Annotated in this window: 13 protein-coding genes; 6 read left to right on the plus strand and 7 right to left on the minus strand. The window is 67.0% G+C overall.

Going from position 1 to position 16,861, the window contains the following annotated elements:
* Nucleotides 1-13: 13 nt before the first annotated feature.
* A complete protein-coding gene (locus P73_RS14820) occupies nucleotides 14-2,806 on the minus strand; it encodes a [protein-PII] uridylyltransferase family protein (protein WP_043870168.1) in 2,793 nt (930 codons plus the stop codon).
* A 289-nt stretch (nucleotides 2,807-3,095) separates the two neighbouring features.
* Between P73_RS14820 and P73_RS14825 the strand changes: the two genes are divergently transcribed.
* The 3 genes from P73_RS14825 (at nucleotide 3,096) to P73_RS14835 (ending at nucleotide 5,172) form a co-directional block, all read left to right on the plus strand.
* Nucleotides 3,096-3,551 carry a DUF2852 domain-containing protein gene (locus P73_RS14825; protein WP_043870169.1) on the plus strand — a complete coding sequence of 152 codons (456 nt, stop codon included), beginning with the start codon at nucleotides 3,096-3,098 and terminating at the stop codon, nucleotides 3,549-3,551.
* A 107-nt stretch (nucleotides 3,552-3,658) separates the two neighbouring features.
* Nucleotides 3,659-4,126, plus strand: coding sequence for an RDD family protein (locus P73_RS14830; protein ID WP_043870170.1), 468 nt, complete (start codon nucleotides 3,659-3,661; stop codon nucleotides 4,124-4,126).
* A 182-nt stretch (nucleotides 4,127-4,308) separates the two neighbouring features.
* Nucleotides 4,309-5,172: an arginyltransferase gene (locus P73_RS14835; RefSeq protein ID WP_052453310.1), complete on the plus strand. Its 864-nt coding sequence runs from the start codon at nucleotides 4,309-4,311 to the stop codon at nucleotides 5,170-5,172.
* A 6-nt stretch (nucleotides 5,173-5,178) separates the two neighbouring features.
* On the opposite strand, the gene P73_RS14840 is transcribed toward P73_RS14835, so the two are convergent.
* The 6 genes from P73_RS14840 to P73_RS14865 form a co-directional block, all read right to left on the minus strand.
* A complete protein-coding gene (locus tag P73_RS14840) occupies nucleotides 5,179-5,820 on the minus strand; it encodes a DUF2268 domain-containing putative Zn-dependent protease (RefSeq protein ID WP_043870171.1) in 642 nt (213 codons plus the stop codon).
* 82 nt (nucleotides 5,821-5,902) lie between these two features.
* Entirely contained in the window at nucleotides 5,903-6,340 is a 438-nt protein-coding gene (locus P73_RS24480) for a hypothetical protein (protein ID WP_052453311.1), read from the minus strand.
* 127 nt (nucleotides 6,341-6,467) lie between these two features.
* On the minus strand, nucleotides 6,468-8,822 hold the full coding sequence (locus P73_RS14850; protein ID WP_043870172.1) for a TRAP transporter large permease: 2,355 nt from the start codon (nucleotides 8,820-8,822) through the stop codon (nucleotides 6,468-6,470).
* A 17-nt stretch (nucleotides 8,823-8,839) separates the two neighbouring features.
* Nucleotides 8,840-9,769 carry a TRAP transporter small permease subunit gene (locus tag P73_RS14855; protein ID WP_043870173.1) on the minus strand — a complete coding sequence of 310 codons (930 nt, stop codon included), beginning with the start codon at nucleotides 9,767-9,769 and terminating at the stop codon, nucleotides 8,840-8,842.
* Between the two features lie 745 nt (nucleotides 9,770-10,514).
* Complete coding sequence (locus tag P73_RS14860) at nucleotides 10,515-11,597, minus strand: TRAP transporter substrate-binding protein (protein WP_043870174.1); 1,083 nt, start codon at nucleotides 11,595-11,597, stop codon at nucleotides 10,515-10,517.
* Between the two features lie 232 nt (nucleotides 11,598-11,829).
* Nucleotides 11,830-13,692 (minus strand): PhoX family protein, encoded by a 1,863-nt coding sequence (locus tag P73_RS14865; protein ID WP_043871778.1) that lies wholly within the window; start codon nucleotides 13,690-13,692, stop codon nucleotides 11,830-11,832.
* 221 nt (nucleotides 13,693-13,913) lie between these two features.
* On the opposite strand from P73_RS14865, the gene P73_RS24485 reads away from it, so the two are divergent.
* From P73_RS24485 to P73_RS14880, 3 genes are all read left to right on the plus strand, one after another.
* A complete protein-coding gene (locus tag P73_RS24485) occupies nucleotides 13,914-14,507 on the plus strand; it encodes a YbjN domain-containing protein (RefSeq protein ID WP_052453312.1) in 594 nt (197 codons plus the stop codon).
* 292 nt (nucleotides 14,508-14,799) lie between these two features.
* Complete coding sequence (locus P73_RS14875) at nucleotides 14,800-16,548, plus strand: acetolactate synthase 3 large subunit (RefSeq protein WP_043870175.1); 1,749 nt, start codon at nucleotides 14,800-14,802, stop codon at nucleotides 16,546-16,548.
* Nucleotides 16,548-16,850 (plus strand): hypothetical protein, encoded by a 303-nt coding sequence (locus P73_RS14880; RefSeq protein WP_043870176.1) that lies wholly within the window; start codon nucleotides 16,548-16,550, stop codon nucleotides 16,848-16,850. The genes P73_RS14875 and P73_RS14880 overlap by 1 nt, the downstream gene beginning before the upstream one ends.
* Nucleotides 16,851-16,861: the final 11 nt, after the last annotated feature.

Below are 16,861 nucleotides of genomic sequence, written 5' to 3' on the forward strand. Positions count from 1 at the left end.
TTTCGTCTCTCCGTTAGCCCGCCGGGAGCGGCCGCGCAAGCACCGCGTCGATCACCGCGGCCGCCTCGCGCGCACGCAGCTCCAGCTCCTCCGACAGCGCCTCGAGGCTTGCCGCCCCGCTCGAGCGCAGCAGGAAATCGCGCCCGCCCGTGCCCGCCGCGGCCGGGTCGAGCGTCTCCCCGCTCAGGAGCCGCGCCGCCGATTGCAGGCGCCACATCAGCCGGTAGGACTGCGCCAGGCGCTCGGCCTCCTCCGCCCGCAGCCAGCCGCCGGTCCGCCCCGCCTCGAGCTGGTCGTAGAGATCCGAACAGGACGCACCGGTCAGCAGCGCCGCCGCCTCCGCGACAAGCTCGATATCCATCATCCGCCCCGGCCCGTTCTTCGGATCCCAGGGCCCGCCGGGCTTCGCCTCGGCCAGCCGGGCGCGCATCTCCCGCGTTTCCTGCCGGATCCGCGCCTCGTCCTTCGGCCCGGCGATGAGCGCGCGGCGGAAGGCCTCCACCTCTGCCAGAACCGCGCCGTCCCCGGCGATCGCCGCACCGCGGGTGAGCGCGAGATGTTCCCAGACCCAGGCCTCCTCGCGCTGATAGGTCCGGAAGCTCTCGATCGAGGTCGCCACCGGTCCCTGACGGCCCGAGGGGCGCAGGCGCATGTCCACCTCATAGAGCCGTCCCTCGGCGGTCTGGGCGGTCATGGCGGTGATCAGCGCCTGGGTGAAGCGCGTGTAATAGGTCTTTGACGGCAATGGCCTTCTCCCGTCCGACTGCTCGACCCCGCCGGCATCGTAGATCACGATCATGTCGAGATCGGAGGCCGCCGTCAGCCGGCCCGCGCCGAGCGACCCCATGCCAAGCACCATCGCGCCCTGTCCCGGAGGCGTGCCGTGCTTGCGCGCGAAATCCGCCACCACGCGGGGAAAGAGCCCGGCAAGGCAGGCCGCGGCGATGTCGCAATATTGCGACCCGGCCTCGTCGGCGGAGATCAGGCCGCGCAACTGGTGCACGCCCACCCGGAAATGCCATTCCTTCGCCCAGCGGCGGCAGGCGTCGAGTTCGCTTTCGTAATCGCCCGCGCGCGCAAGCCCCTCGCAGAGTTCCGCCGTCAGCCCCGCCCGCCCCGGCCAGGGCGCGAAGAAGGATCCGCCGATCACCGCGTCGAGCACGCCGGCATTGCGGGACAGGTAGCGCGCGAGATGCGGCGCGGTGGAGACGATGTCCAGAATGAGGTCGATAAGCTGCGGATTGGCCTCGAACAGCGCGAAGAGCTGCACCCCCGCCGGCAGCCCCGCGAGGAAGCCGTCGAGATGGCCCAGCGCCTCGAGCGGCTTGTCGAGCCGCTGGATCCGCGCCAGGAGTTCAGGCTTCAGCCGTTCGAAGATCTCCTGCGCCCGCGCGGCGCGCAGGCAGGGATAGGTCGACCAGCGCGCGGTGATCTCCGCCTCCTCGCGCGAGAGGTCCGGCGCGGGCGCGGCCTCTCCGGGGGCGAAGAATTCCTCGGTCAGCTCATGCACGCGCAGGCAGCGTTCCGCGATCTCCGTGCGCATCGCCTCCGTTTCGGCCCCCATCAGCGCAGCGAGGCGATCGAATTCCTCGGGCGCCGAGGGCAGTTCGTGGGTCTGCGCGTCGCGCAACATCTGGAGCCGGTGCTCGACCTCGCGGTGCGCCCGGTAATCCGCGGTCAGCACCTCTGCCGCCTCCGCCTCGACCCAGCCCTTTTCCGCGAGCTTCTCGAGCGCGGGAACGGTGCCGCGCAGGCGCAGCTCCGGGTCACGGCCGCCGGCAATCAACTGGCGCGTCTGGGCGAAGAACTCGATCTCGCGGATGCCGCCGAGGCCCAGCTTCATGTTGTGCCCCTCGAGCCGGAGCGCGCCGCCGAGCCCCTTGTGGGCACGGATCTTCAGCCGCATGTCATGGGTCTCGCGGATCGCGTGGAAATCGAGATGGCGCCGCCAGACAAACGGCCGCAGATCGGCGAGGAAGCGCGCCCCCGCCTCCGTGTCGCCCGCGCAGGCGCGCGCCTTGATATAGGCGGCGCGCTCCCATGTGCGCCCCACGCTCTCGTAATAGCGTTCGGCGGCCTCCATCGCGAAACAGACCGGCGTCACCGACGGATCGGGCCTGAGCCGGAGATCGGTGCGGAAGACATAGCCATCCCCCGTCAGGTCCGACAGCGCCGCCATGGCCCGCCGCGTCGCCCGGATGAACCCGGCCCGCGCCTCCATCCGGTCGACGGGATCGAACCGGCTTTCGTCGAAGAGGCAGATCAGGTCGATATCGGAGGAATAGTTGAGCTCATAGGCCCCATGCTTGCCCATGGCGAGCGCGAACATGCCGCCGCAGCTCTCGACATCGGCCTCGGTCTGGCCGGGGATCTTGCCCTTCGCGATCTCGCGTCCGACATGGGCGCGGAGCGCCACATGGGTCGCCCGGTCGGCCAGCCGGGACAGCGTTCCGGTCACGTCCTCGAGCGCCCAGACCCCGCCGAGATCGCAAAGCGCGACGAGCAGCGCGATCCGCCGCTTGGCCGCGCGCAGCCCCGCGTTCACCTGATCGAAGGGCAGCTCCTCCATCCGCGCGATCTCCGCGGCCACCGCGCCCATCGGATCGTCGAAGGCGCCGGGCAGCCAGCCGGCCTCCTTGAGCACCAGCCCGTGCAGGAAGGGCGCGCTGCCGGCCGTGCCCTCGACCAGCGCGGCAGCATCGCCGGTGATGTCCGGCACCGCGGCGCGCGCCTCGCGTCCGCGCTCGGGCTCATAGGCACGCGGCAACCGGGTGATGCGGGCTGCGACGGATGTGGTCTGCGACATGGGGCTCCTCCATTTCCGCGCAAGAGAATGGCGGTTTCGCCGCCCTGCGCAAGGCCAATCGACAGGATTTTCTCTGCCGTGCCAAGGGCAAGGCCCGTCTGCCCCGCACCGGCACCGCGCCGCGCGAAGACCAGCCGGGGCGGCAGGGCGCGGCGGATCTCCGCACAGCGGGCGGACCCGAATGTAAAAAACATTCACATCCCCCCTTGCGAGACTCGGGACGGCAGCCCATCTTGGGGATGTGAAAGGCATTCACATAGAGTTTTCCCAAATCCGAAAGGGGACCCACATGACGCATACCGCCACCACCGTTCCCGCGCAGGACGGCCCGCTGGGCTGGCTGCGCCGGGCCGAGGCCTGGCTCGACGACAAGGGCAAGGGCGCCTGGATCGCCGCCATGGTGCTCGGCTTCGTCTTCGTCTGGCCCGTCGGCCTCGCCCTTCTTGCCTACATGATCTGGAGCAAACGCATGTTCTCTTGCAAGTCCCGCCGCGCCCATGCCTGCGGCATCCGCCACGAAAGCTTCCGCGCCGCCCGCGCGGCCGCCCGTCCCTCCGGCAACTCCGCCTTCGACGCCTACAAGGCCGAGACGCTGCGGCGCCTCGAGGAGGAACAGGACCAGTTCGAAGCCTTCCTCGAGCGGCTGCGCGCCGCGAAGGACAAGGCCGAGTTCGATCAGTTCATGGACGAACGCAGCAAGCGTGCCGCCGAAGAGCGCGCCACGGACGAAACCGCCGGCGCCTGAGCCTTGCGACCGGGGCGGGCCCGCAAGGGCTTGCCCCCGTCCCCGATCCTTCCCATCTATGCCCCGTAAGGGCCCGCCCGACACCCCAGCAACGAGAGACGAGACCCATGGAGATCCTGAACGACAGCGACAGCACCCTCTGGGGTCTGCCCGATCCGGCGGCCCAGTCCGCCTTTTACGACGCGGTGCCGACGAAGCGGCTTCTCGCCTTCGTCGTCGATCTCATCGTGACGGTGGTGATCGCCGCCTTGATCGTGCCTCTCACGGCCTTCATCGGCATCTTCTTCTTTCCCGTCCTCGTCGCCGTCGTCGGATTTGCCTATCGCGTGGTGACGCTGGCGAACGCCTCCGCCACGCTCGGCATGCGCCTCATGGGCATCGAGTTCCGCACCGCACGCGGCGAGCGTTTTGACCTCGGCATGGCGGTACTGCATACTGGGCTCTTCACCGTATGGTGCTCGATCGGCCTCGCACAGGTGGTCTCCGTCGTGCTGATGCTCACCACGGCACGCAAGCAGGGGCTTTCCGACCTCATCCTCGGCACCGCCGCCATCAACCGGCCCTCGATCTACTGAGCCGGGGAGCGGCGCCGGGACGCAGCGATGAAAAAGGGCGCAACCTGCGCCCTTTTGCCATTTCCCCCGCGCTTCATCGAAATTTGAGAGCCGCGGGGACTTGGCGTTCCCCCGGCGAAGGGCTACCTTTGGTTTCATCCGCCATCAACTCACCATTCGCGACATCCCGTTAAGCCGACCACATGCGTCACACCCTCCCCCTCGCGCCGCAGTTCTATGTGACCGCTCCCCAGCCCTGCCCCTATCTGGAGGGCCGGATGGAGCGCAAGCTGTTCACCTCCCTTCAGGGGGAACATGCCGACCAGCTCAATGACAGCCTGTCCAAACAGGGCTTCCGGCGCTCGCAGAACGTGCTCTACCGGCCGACCTGCGCGGATTGCAACGCCTGCCTCTCCGCCCGGATCCGGGTGGCGGATTTCAAGCCGTCGAAATCGCAGCGCCGCGCCTTCAACAAGAACAGCTATCTGCAACGCGCCGCGACAAGCCCCTGGGCGACGGAGGCGCAATACGAGCTCTTCCGCGAATATCTCGAACACCGGCATGCCGACGGCGGCATGGCCGACATGGACGTGTTCGAATTCGCCGCGATGATCGAGGAAACGCCAATCCGCACCCGCGTGATCGAATATTACGCCCCGCCGACGCCGGATGCGCCGCGCGAGCTTGTGGCGACCTGTCTCACCGACCTGCTCGATGACGGGCTGTCGATGGTCTACAGCTTCTACAAGCCCGAACTGATCAAGGACAGCCTCGGCACCTATGTGATCCTCGACCATATCGAGATCGCGCGGGAGGCGGGCCTGCCCTATGTCTATCTCGGCTACTGGGTGCCCGGCTCGAAGAAGATGGGATACAAGGCGCGCTTCTCCGCGCTCGAGGTCTACCAGGGCGGGCACTGGGAGGACCTCCTCGATCCCGAGGCCTATTCGCCCGATGCCCATCCGCTCGAAGCCGAGCCGATCGCGCAGCAGGTGGCAAAGATCGACCTGCCCGACACCCATGGCACCCGCCCGGCCGCACCGATGAAACCGAAGACGGAGATCTGAGCTCGCTCAGGCCATCTTCAGCCCGGCGCGAAAGCGCAGGGCGGGCGCGTGCACGAGCCCTGCGGCGCTGAGGCCCGCGGCCGTGGACAGAAGCCGCCCCACGAGAAGATATCCGATGGAATAGCCCAGCCAGCGCGGCAGATCGCCCGTGCCGAAGAACCAGCGCGCGTGATCGTAGCCGGAGGTCCAGTCTTCCGCCGCCCGGTCGAAATGCGCCCGCACCTCGTTCATGGGGAGCGCGTCCCAGGGTTCGACCGGCGGGCCGTAGAGCGCGTAGGAGAACTGGCCGGCGAGCCCCTCGGACACGAGCGCCTCGCCCAGCGTCGCGCCATAGCCCGGCCCTTCCCAGCGCGCGGCGTGGTGGAGCTCATGGGCGAACATCCTCTCGAGCGAGGCGGCGCGATTGTCCCGCAGCGCGGGATTGGCGGGATCGACCACGATCTCGATCCGCCCCGCCTCGGGCGCATAGCCCAGATGGCCCTTTTCCGGAATGACCCTGTCGCCCGCCCGCAGCACGACGTCGAGGGGCCCGAGCGGCAACAGCGGTGCCGCGCTCGCATAGGCTGCACGGAGCCGGTCGAGGAGCCAGTCCCGGTCCCCCGACAGATGTCCGCGCGCATCGAGAACGTGGAAATTCAGCATCGTCATGGCGCGAAGCTAGACCCGCCCGCAGCGGAAGGAAATGCGACCGCGCGGGCGGCGGCAGGGTTTTGCCAAGCCCCCCGAGCGCTCAGTGCATCGCCATCCCGACCGGCGGGCGGGGACGCAATCCGACCGTCTGGCGGATCGTCAGCCCGAGCTGTTCGGCCAGCGAGACCGCGAGCGGCGCCATGTCCCCGCGCACCAGCAGCATCGCCATCAGCGTCGCATCCTCGCGCGCGCCCTGCGCGGCGAGGCGCACGAATTGCGCGAGCACCGCCTCGTCCGCCCCGAGGCAATCGCAGCCCATGCCGTGACGCATCAGCGGCCGGCGGCCGTGGCGGTCGAACACCATCATCATCTGGCTGAAGATGCGGCCCATGTCGCTGTCGCGCCGGAGCGCCTCGGAGCCGCGGAAAAGGGTCACCACCAGCCGGCCCGGCTCGTCGAGCTGGGCGAGCTTGCCCACGGGCATCGCGCCTTCGCGGGGGGACGGCGTGGCGAAAGGATTCTGGTTCTGAAAGGACATGGGGCGCTCCTGACTAATGTCCTACTATTTTTATAAGTTATTTGCCGTGACGCAATCCCCGATTTTGCGCGGGCAAGAAAAAAGGCCCCGCCGGTGAGCGGAGCCTTGCCTGTGCCTGTCGCGCGGATCAGCGCGACAGGAGGTTGGGCACGATGGTGACGATCTCGGGGAAGGTCCAGAGGATGCCGATCCCCGCGAGCTGGATGAGCACGAAGGGCAGGATACCCCTGTAGATATGCCCGGTGGTGACGCTCGCCGGCGCGACCCCGCGCAGGTAGAAGAGCGCAAAGCCGAAGGGCGGCGTGAGGAACGAGGTCTGGAGGTTCACCGCGATCATGATCGTCACCCATTTCGGGTCCATCGTGCCGCCGTAGATCACGGGTCCGACGATCGGCACGACGATATAGATGATCTCGAGGAAATCGAGCACGAACCCCAGGATGAAGAGCACCAGCATCACCAGGAGGAACACGGTGAACTCGTTGTCGAAGGAGCGCAGGAACTGCTGGATGTAATGCTCCCCGCCGAAGGAGATCACCACGAGGTTCAGGAGCTGCGAGCCGATGAGGATGGTGAAGACCATCGAGGTCACCTTCGCCGTCTCGCGCACGATGATGCCGAGCGTGCCGTCCCGCAGCAGCACCCAGCAGGCGTAGAGGATGCCGAACATCGCGACGTAATAGGCGCCGAGCGCCACGAGATAGGCGACCCAGTCCTCGAAGGGGACGTTGCCCCGGCCCATGCGCAGGTCGAAATTCGAGCCGACAAGGATCATCAGGACGATGGCGAAGGCGGTGCCGACGATCATCCTGCCCGATTTGCGGTGATCGGCGAGCTTGCGATAGGCGGCGAGCAGGAGCGCGCCCCCTGCCCCGAGCCCGGCCGCGGGCGTGGGGTTCGTGACGCCGCCGAGGATCGAGCCCAGCACCGCGACGATCAGCACGAGCGGCGGGAAGACGACGCGGAACAGCTCGTTCCTCGCGAGGTGCCGCGTCGCGTCGACAAGGCCGTAGCCGATCGCCGCGAAGGGCAAAAGATAGATCAGAAGCGCGGTTCCGGAGCTCGCAAGCGGGCTGACGAAGGCCGCGTCGAGGGCGAGCACGGCTGCGATCCCCGCCGTGCCCACGAGCAGCGGCAGCGGGTTCGCCGACGGCGCCGAGCCGCGCGCGAAGGAGAAGACGAGGCCGATCAGGAGCATGACGGCCAGCAGGCTGCCGGAGAGTTTCGGCGCAGTCCGTACCGCCTCCGCGGTGAGCCGCTCGATCTCTTCGGGGCTGCGCGCGACGCTCTGCTGGCTGCCGCCGGCGGCGTCGATCGCTTCCTGTTCGGCCACCGCCGCGTTCCACGCGATCTGGCCGTGCAGCTCGATCATCGCCTCCTGGCATTGCGGCGAGACATTGGTGCGCAGGCTCGCGCGATCCCCCGCCTGAGTGAAGCCGGAGACCACGATGCTCTGGCTGCCGGACAGTCCCGCCTGCCCGGACAGGAGCACCCCGCCGACGAGAAGGACCGGCACCGCGAGGAACCACAGGATGCCCTCGCGCCGGGTGATCGTCTCGTGACGCGTGTGCGACAGGTGCACCGGCGGCGCCTTGTGCGGGTTCAGAAGCGCGTAGCCGAAGGCGTAGAGCGCATAGAGCCCGGCGAGGAAGATGCCCGGAAGCATCGCCGCCTGGAACAGCGTGCCGACCGAGACGACGGCGGGTTCCCCGAGGTAGGTGAGCGCATCGGTACAGCCCGCCGCCTGCGCCCGCGCCTCCTGTGCGGCGGAATAGATGTCGCCCGCGAGCGTGCCGAGAAGCACGATGACGATGGAGGGCGGAATGATCTGGCCGAGCGTGCCGGAGGCGGCGATCACGCCGGTGGCGAGCTGCGGCGAATAGCCGTGGCGCAGCATGGTCGGCAGGGACAGGAGCCCCATCGTGACCACGGTCGCGCCCACGATGCCGGTGGAGGCGGCGAGGAAGGCGCCGACGATCACGACGGAGACCGCGAGGCCGCCCGGCAGCGGACCGAAGACGCGCGCCATCGTGGTCAGAAGGTCGTTCGCGATCTTCGACCGCTCGAGCACGATCCCCATCATCACGAACATCAGCACCGCCAGAAGCGTCTCGATCGAGGCGCCGGCGAAGACCCGTTCGTTCATCCGGTTCACGATGAAGGAGAGGTTGCGGTCCACCGCGCTCTCCCAGCCGCCGGGAAACAGCGGCTGGGTCAGGGTCGGCAGGTCGGGATATCTGAAATGCGAGATATTGACCGGGTTGACCCCGGAATTGACGATCTCGCGATAGGCCTGCGAACCCGTGTCGATCGCCTGGTGCACGAGGATGCCCGCGCTGTCGAGCGCCGCGATGATGCCGAAGGAGAGAAGCCCCGCGCCGCCGATGGCGAAGGCCACCGGAAAGCCCGTGAGGATCCCGCCGAAGAGGCAGAGGAATACGATGATGAGGCCGATTTCTACGCCATCAAGTCCGAAAAGCATGTCTCACCGCCCCTGAATCAATGTGTGCCTTCGTAGGCTTCTTCGCCCTCGCCCAGCGTGTCGCGGTCGAGGTATCTCCCCGCGCTCTCCTCGCCTTCCGCGAATTCGAGGAAGGAGCGGTAGAAGAAGGCGAGCGCCTGGAGGATCACCAGCGCGAGGAAGGCGAGCATCAGGATCTTGAACAGGAAATAGCCGTTGAAGCCGTTGGCCGAGAAGGACACGGTCTCCACGTTCCAGCGCATCACCGCCGACTGGCGCAGCAGCAGGTCGAGCTGGCTCGTGGCCGAGACCTTCGGCGTGATGAGGTGCCGCCAGAGGAAGAACCAGGCATACATCCAGGTCAGAAGCGCGACCGGCAGCATGAAGACGAGCGATCCGAACATGTCGATGGCACGTTTCGCGCGATGCCCGACGCCCGAATAGATCAGGTCGACGCGCACATGCGCGCCCTGCACGAAGGCGTAGGAGACGCAGAGCGCGACGACGAGCGCATTTTCGAACTTCAGGCTTTCAGAAAACCAGCCGACCGACTGGGTGAACCCGGCGCCGAAGGGCGCGATGGTGATCTCCCCCTGCCGGAAGACCGACTGGAGGAACACCACCATGATCTGTTGCAGCACCATCAGAAGCCCTGCCCAGGCGGCGATGCGTCCGGTGGTGTTGGCGATGGCCTCGAGCCCGCGCACCAGCGCCCAGAGGAAGGGACGGTGGAGAAAGCCGATCACGGTGAGGATCAGCACGATGTCGATGAAGACGAAGAGGAATTCCTTCGAGCCGCCGTAATAGACGAAGCGCGCGAGGTTCTCCTTGTCCGACCAGTCGAGCCAGAGGCCCGGATGGGAGAGTGCGTAGAGACTGTGCCAGAGGCCCAGACCGAGATTGACGAAAAGCGACAGGATCGCCTCCGCCAGCGCGCCGAGCCCCGATGTGGTCGCCTGTTCTTCCATGTCCCCGTTGTCCCTTCCGCCTGTCGGAACCCGCGCCCTTGCCAGCCGCTCCGGCGCTGCCTTAGCGCGACAGGGCGCAGGCGGCAAGTTGGTGAGGCGAAAAAGACGTGCGAAACTTGGGCGCATCCCGTTTTTCGTCACGTCCCGAACCTCTCTCCGGCTCCGTTTCCCGGCGCCGCCCCTGCCCGCCGGTCTCGTGACGACGACAGGCCGGCCATTGCGGGCGGCCGGTCCCAGGCGCGTCGCGGAACCATCGGGCCGTCCCGCGCGGGGCTGTGCCGGACGGCACGAAAACCGTCTTCCGGGCGGAGACATCTCATGGAGCGACGCGAAAGCATGACGCGGAGCCGGCATCGCGAGGCGCGACCTTCATCGGCAGCCGTGGCCGGCGCAGCAGGGTTATACGCCGCTCCGCGCGTGCCAGCCATGGCGCGCAGGTTTCACGAAGAACCGCAGGAGGTCGCGACATGGCCCACCCGCGGCGACACCCGCCGCATCGCGTGATCTCCTGATGACCCTCGGGCCCTTCCTGTCGCAGGGGAGCGCAAGGCCGGCGAAGGCGGCGGAGGAGGACACTCTGGAGTACTCCGCGCGCGCCGACGGTTCCGTATGAGAGCACATGACCCTGGCGACCGGCCGGGGCCGGTGGTGCCGATCCTGTGCGGCCGCCCCTCCGGGCACCGCAGGCAAAAAACGCGCGGGGAAAGCTCCCCCGCGCGTTCGGTCGTCCGATTGTCCCGAGGGCTCACATGCTCGACAGCACCCGCGTGCGCTGACGGGTGTAGACGTTGTCCGACCGTCCGAGCCAGCCCGCCGTGGTGCTCATCGCCGCATCGGCGGAGGTCCGGATCTCCCGGAAGATGTCGTCGTCCATGTGGCTGTCGAGCACTTCCTGGGAGGCCTGGCCATAGGCGTCCCAGATCTCGTCGGAGAACTCCTGGATCTGCGTGCCCCCCGAGATGAGGCGTTCGAGCGCCGGGCCGTTGTTGGCGTTGAACAGCGCGTAGTCGAACTGGTGGCATTCGGCGGCGGCCACCTCGATGATGCGCTGCTGGGCGGGTGTGAGGCTGTTGAACACCTCGAGATTGGTGTTCACCGAAAGCGCGGAGCCCGGTTCATGGAAGCCCGCCGGATAGAAATAGTCGCAGACCTCCTGGAGGCCGAGCTTTTCATCGGACCACGGGCCGACCCATTCGGTGCCGTCGAGCGCCCCCGAGGAAAGCGCCTGGTAGATCTCGCCCGCGGCCATCACCTGCACCGAGGCGCCGAGCTTGCCGACCACCTCGCCACCGAGGCCCGGCATGCGCAGTTTCAGCCCCTGGAAATCGGCAACCGTGTTGATCTGCTTGCGGAACCAGCCGCCGCCCTGCGCGCCGGTCTGGCCGGCAATGGTGGTGTGAAGGCCGAAGACCTCGCCCAACTGGCGGTGCAGCCGCTGGCCGTCCATGCCGTAATACCACGTCATCATCTCCGGCGCGGTCATGCCGAAGGGGGTGGTGGTGAAATAGGCCCAGGCCGGGTGCTGACCGGTGAAGTAGTAATCCGCGGCGTGATACATGTCCGCCTGGCCGGCGGTGACGGCGTCGAAGACCTCGAGCCCGCCGACGAGCTCGCCCGCGGCGCGCGCGTCGATGGTCAGCGCGCCGTCCGACATCGTCTGCACGTTGTCGACGAAACGTTCCACGGCATCCCACACGCCCGCGAGGCCGCGCGGCCAGGCGCAGACCATGGTGAGCGTCCGGCCCGCGCCCTGCGCGATGGCCGGCGCGGCCAGCGCGGCGGAAGCGCCCCCGAGGGCGGAAGTTTTCAGAAAGGAACGGCGGTCCATGGGTCAGGTCTCCTCACTCTGTCCGGGTCGCGACCGGTAAGCCCGGCCGCGACGAAATCGTCGGCAGCCTATAGAGACTGCACGCCGGATTGAAGAGGCTCCGTGAGCTGTTTCGTGCAAAAAGGTGAGTTATTTTGCCGCCCGATCGCAACAAGATTGCGCAAGGGCATCCCGAAACGCAGCAAACGGGCGCGAGATCTCCCTCGCGCCCGTCCCGGACCGGCGTGGCGGCTCAGCCGATGAGCGCCCCGTCCTCCCGCCACACGGCGATCACGGCGGAGCGGGGCTTGCCCTCCCCGTCCGGCCAGGACCCGCCGGGGTGCTGGATGCCGACGAAGGCCACCTTCCGGTCGGGCGACCAGGTGAGGCCGGTCACCTCGGCGCCCTTCGGCGCGGTGAGGAAACGCGCGATCTCCCCGGTATCGGGATTGCCGAGGAGCATCTGGTTGTTGCCCTGCCCCTCGAACTCGCCTTCGTTGCTGTCGTCGCCGTCGGTCTGGATCCAGAGCAGCCCGTCGGAGGAAAAGGCCATGCCGTCGGGCGAGTTGAACATGTTGCCCTCGGTGATATTCTCCGACCCGCGATAGGCGTCGTCGTGGAGTTTCGGATTGCCGGCCATGACATAGAGATCCCAGGTGAAGGTGTCCGCGCCGTGATCCTCGCCCTCCGGACGCCAGCGCACGATCTGGCCGTATTCGTTGGTCTCGCGCGGGTTCGCCGCGTTCACCGGCATGGCGTCGCCGCCGCGCTTGGAGTTGTTGGTGAGCGCGCAATAGACCTCCGACCGGCCCGGATGGGCCGCGACCCATTCCGGGCGGTCCATCGTGGTCGCGCCCACTTTCGAGCCCGCCATGCGCGAGAAGACGAGGATCTCCTCGACCGGCATCCCGGTCGTCTCGGGCGTGAGGGGGAGCCACTCGCCGGTCATGTCGTCGTTGAACTTCGCCACGAAGAGCGTGCCGTCGGAGAGAAGCCCCTCGGTGGAGCCGCCCTCCTCGTAGACGCCGTTCGAGACGAACCTGTAGATGAATTCGCCGCGCTCATCGTCGCCCATATAGACCACGACACGCCCGTCGGCGGCCTGCACCATCTCCGCATTCTCGTGCTTGAACCGGCCGAGCGCGGTGTGCTTGACCGGGGTCGAGGCCGCATCGAGCGGGTCGATCTCCGTCACCCAGCCGTGGCGGTAGGGCTCGTTCGGCTCCTGGGAGATGTCGAAACGCGCATCGAATTTCTCGTAGGCATAGGGGCTTTCGCCGCCGATCCCGTAGCGCGCATAATCCTCGCGCTCCTCATGGGCGCCGGTGGCCCCGAAGAAGCCGTTGAAATTCTCCTCGCAGGTCAGGTAGGTGCCCCAGAGCGTCTTGCCGGAGCCGCAGTTGTTCATCGTGCCCCTGAGCGCGAGACCGGTCGGATCCGCATCGGTCTTGAACCAGTCCGAACCGGCAGCCGGACCGTCCGCGACCATCTCCGTCTCGTGATGGATGCGCCGGTTGTAGGGGCTGTCCACCACGACCTCATAGCCGTTGCCATTGTCCGCGATCTCCATCACGGTCACGCCCTGCATGTGTTTGAGCAGGGTCACCTCCTCGGCCGATTTCGCGACGCCTTCGGAGGCGGCGGGCAGGTTGATCTCCGGGTTCACGTATTCGGAGTTGATCGCGAGCACCGTATGGTCGCCGTCGACGAAGGTCTCCATGCCGTCGGTATTCTCGCCGAAGACCTTGTCGGACATCCCGACCGGCACGCCGGTCTCGGGGGAATAGGCGCCCTCCGCCTCGGAAAAGAGCGGATCGCCCCAGCGCACCAGCACTTTCCACTGGTAGCCCTCGGGGACGTGGATGTCATGGTCGGTGGCGATGTCGATCGGCGTGAACCGGAAGGCCGCCGCCTGCGCCTGTGCCGAAGTGGTCGAAGACAGAAGCCCCGTGCCCATCACCGCGGCCCCCGACCCGAAGGCCAGCACACCGCCGAGGAAGCCGCGGCGGGAAATCGCGCGCTCCACCACCGCATCGAAATCGTTCGTCGCCGGGCGCGGATCGCGCATCTCGTCGAATTCGTCCCAAGACAGTCTGATGATGTCCTTGTCCTTCATCTCTCGCTCCATTGTATCTCTGTTGCTGGATAGACCAGGCGCGGCGCGAGGGACTCGCACGCGCTCCGGTCTCAACAGGTGCCAAGCCCGCGCAACAGCGGGATGACGGATTTGCGACAGCCATGTGAAACGCCACGGAGCGCCGCGGGCGCGCCCTGCCCCCCTTGCACCGCGCGCGCCGAAAGGACTAGGCTTGGACGGACGACGCACAGGAGTGTTCCATGTCCCTGCCCCTCCTCCCGAGGTTCCGCCGTGCGGGCCGCCTGACGCCCGCCGCCCTTGGCCTCGCGATCGCCGGCCTCGCAGCCCCCCTTGCCGCCGAGGAGAGGGAGTGGATCGGTTTCGAGACGCTCGACCGGATCGAGGACATCCTCTCCGGCCACGGCGAGGTGACCCGCGATGTGGACGGCGAGGGCGTGCCGATGTTCCAGGGCCGCATGGACGGCATGAAATACAGCCTCCTGTTCTACAATTGCGAGGAGCGCACCGCCTGCGAGACCGCCTCCTTCTCGGCCTATTTCGACGGCGACTACTACCTGACCGATCTCGAGCGGGTGAACCGGTTCAACTACGAATACCGGTTCGGCAAGGCCTCCGTGGACCCGGAGGGCGACCTCGCGCTCGATTTCAGCTTCTCCCTGCTCGGCGGGTTGCCGCGGGAGACCTTCGAGGACACGATCGAATGGTGGCGCGCGATCATGACCGACGGGGCGGCCTTCTTCGACCCGGAGACGCAATTGCCGGATCCCGGAGGGCCCGAGATCCCCGGCGCACCCGATCCGGGGGAGGAGGGCGCGCAGCCCCTCGACCTGTGATCCCCGCCGCGCCCGACCAAAGGGCGCAACAATGTTTCACCCTGAAGTTTTCGCACGACATTTTATGCAAGGAAAGCCTTCTTTTGCAGTTGACGCCCGCGCGGGGGCGACCTAATGTCCGCCCACGCAGTAAGGAGCCCGGACGCCATGACTGGCATTATCGTACTCGTAGGGAACACGCGCATGGGCCGGTGACGGTTGACCATAACGGAACCCATGCGCCCCCGCTCGAGAGATCCGGGGGTTTTTTATTGCCGAAAACACATGAGCGACGCGTGAACGGAGACCGAAGATGACACGTCAGATGACCGGAGCGAAAATGGTGGTCCAGGCCCTGAAGGATCAGGGTGTGGACACGGTATTCGGATATCCGGGGGGCGCCGTCCTACCTGTCTATGACGAGATCTTCCAGCAGAACGATATCCGGCATATCCTGGTGCGCCACGAACAGGGCGCGATCCATGCCGCGGAAGGCTATGCGCGCTCGACCGGCAAGCCCGGCGTTGCGCTGGTGACCTCCGGGCCGGGCGCGACCAATGCCGTCACCGGGCTGACCGATGCGCTGATGGACAGCATTCCGCTCGTCGTCTTCTCCGGCCAGGTCCCGACCTTCATGATCGGCACCGATGCCTTCCAGGAAGCCGATACGGTGGGCATCACCCGCCCCTGCACGAAACACAACTGGCTGGTGAAGGACACCGACAAGCTGTCGGAAACGATTCACCAGGCCTTCCACGTCGCGACCTCCGGCCGTCCGGGACCGGTGCTCATCGACCTGCCGAAGGACGTGCAGTTCGCCGACGGCGAATATACGCCGCCCGCCAAGGCGAAGGTGAGCCATTACCAGCCGAAGGTGAAAGCCTCCATCGAGGAGATCAACGACATCGTCGCGCTGATCGAGAAGGCGGAACGCCCCGTCTTCTATACCGGCGGCGGCGTGATCAATTCCGGCCCCGGCGCCTCGCAACTGCTGCGCGAGCTGGTGGATGCGACCGGCATTCCGGTCACCTCCACGCTGATGGGCCTCGGCGCCTATCCGGCCTCTGGCAGGCACTGGCTCGGCATGCTCGGCATGCACGGTCTCTACGAGGCCAACATGGCGATGCACGGCTGCGACCTGATGGTCAACATCGGCGCGCGCTTCGACGACCGGATCACCGGCCGGATCCAGGATTTCTCCCCGAATTCGAAAAAGGTGCATATCGACATCGACCCCTCCTCGATCAACAAGATCATCCGCGTCGACCTGCCGGTGATCGGGGATGTGGGTCATGTGCTCGAGGATGTGCTCAAGGTCTGGAAATCGCGCGGGCGCAGGAAACAGGACCTCTCGGCCTGGTGGAAGCAGATCGACGGCTGGCGCGACGTCCGCTGCCTCACCTATCAGCCCTCGGAAACGGTGATCAAACCGCAATACGCGCTCGAACGGCTCGAGGCGCTGACCAAGGGCATGGACCGCTACGTGACCACCGAAGTGGGCCAGCACCAGATGTGGGCGGCGCAGTTCCTCGGCTTCGAGGATCCGAACCGCTGGATGACCTCGGGCGGGCTGGGCACGATGGGCTATGGCTTCCCCGCCTCGATCGGTGTGCAGCTCGCCCATCCCGAAAGCCTCGTGATCAACGTCGCGGGCGAGGCATCGTGGCTCATGAACATGCAGGAGATGGGGACGGCGGTGCAATACCGCCTGCCGGTGAAACAGTTCATCCTCAACAACGAACGCCTCGGCATGGTGCGCCAGTGGCAGCAGCTGCTGCATGGCGAGCGCTATTCCTCGAGCTGGTCCGAGGCCCTGCCCGATTTCGTCAAGCTTGCCGAGGCTTTCGGCGCGAAGGGCATCCTGTGCAAGGATCCGAAGGATCTGGACGATGCGATCATGGAAATGCTCGAATACGACGGCCCGGTGATCTTCGACTGTCTCGTGGAGAAACACGAAAACTGCTTCCCGATGATCCCCTCGGGCAAGCCGCATAACGAGATGCTCCTCGGCGAAGCCTCGGTCGAGGGCGCGATCCGGTCCGACGGGGCGGTGCTGGTCTGATGAGCCGCCTCGGGAAAGTGCTCCGCACCGCCCTCGCCGCACTGGTGGCGAGTTGGGGGCTCGCGGGCTGCATGGCCTCGCCCGACGCGATCCCGGTGTCACAGGGCGGCTTCGACTTCGCGGTCGAACTCAAGGGCGGCACCGCCGTCGCGCGCAACTACCACACGGGCCGCCTCAATTTCGCGGAACTCGAGGAGGCCGCCCGTTCCGCCATCGAAACCGCCTCCGGCTGTGCCGTGCGCACGCTGGTGAAACGCGATGAAATCAACACATTCGACGCCACGCTCGACTGCGCGGCCTGAGGGAGAGGAAA

The organism is Celeribacter indicus (genome assembly GCF_000819565.1).
GTDB lineage: Bacteria > Pseudomonadota > Alphaproteobacteria > Rhodobacterales > Rhodobacteraceae > Celeribacter > Celeribacter indicus.

What these genes read in the sequence shown, in the direction of transcription:
- P73_RS14860 (WP_043870174.1), bottom strand. Translation starts at nt 11,597, where the DNA reads ATGGACCGCCGTTCCTTTCTGAAAACTTCCGCCCTCGGGGGCGCTTCC.
- P73_RS14835 (WP_052453310.1), top strand. Translation starts at nt 4,309, where the DNA reads ATGCGTCACACCCTCCCCCTCGCGCCGCAGTTCTATGTGACCGCTCCC.
- P73_RS14840 (WP_043870171.1), bottom strand. Translation starts at nt 5,820, where the DNA reads ATGACGATGCTGAATTTCCACGTTCTCGATGCGCGCGGACATCTGTCG.
- P73_RS14820 (WP_043870168.1), bottom strand. Translation starts at nt 2,806, where the DNA reads ATGTCGCAGACCACATCCGTCGCAGCCCGCATCACCCGGTTGCCGCGT.
- P73_RS14850 (WP_043870172.1), bottom strand. Translation starts at nt 8,822, where the DNA reads ATGCTTTTCGGACTTGATGGCGTAGAAATCGGCCTCATCATCGTATTC.
- P73_RS14825 (WP_043870169.1), top strand. Translation starts at nt 3,096, where the DNA reads ATGACGCATACCGCCACCACCGTTCCCGCGCAGGACGGCCCGCTGGGC.
- P73_RS14875 (WP_043870175.1), top strand. Translation starts at nt 14,800, where the DNA reads ATGACACGTCAGATGACCGGAGCGAAAATGGTGGTCCAGGCCCTGAAG.
- P73_RS14855 (WP_043870173.1), bottom strand. Translation starts at nt 9,769, where the DNA reads ATGGAAGAACAGGCGACCACATCGGGGCTCGGCGCGCTGGCGGAGGCG.
- P73_RS14880 (WP_043870176.1), top strand. Translation starts at nt 16,548, where the DNA reads ATGAGCCGCCTCGGGAAAGTGCTCCGCACCGCCCTCGCCGCACTGGTG.
- P73_RS24480 (WP_052453311.1), bottom strand. Translation starts at nt 6,340, where the DNA reads ATGTCCTTTCAGAACCAGAATCCTTTCGCCACGCCGTCCCCCCGCGAA.
- P73_RS14830 (WP_043870170.1), top strand. Translation starts at nt 3,659, where the DNA reads ATGGAGATCCTGAACGACAGCGACAGCACCCTCTGGGGTCTGCCCGAT.
- P73_RS24485 (WP_052453312.1), top strand. Translation starts at nt 13,914, where the DNA reads ATGTCCCTGCCCCTCCTCCCGAGGTTCCGCCGTGCGGGCCGCCTGACG.
- P73_RS14865 (WP_043871778.1), bottom strand. Translation starts at nt 13,692, where the DNA reads ATGAAGGACAAGGACATCATCAGACTGTCTTGGGACGAATTCGACGAG.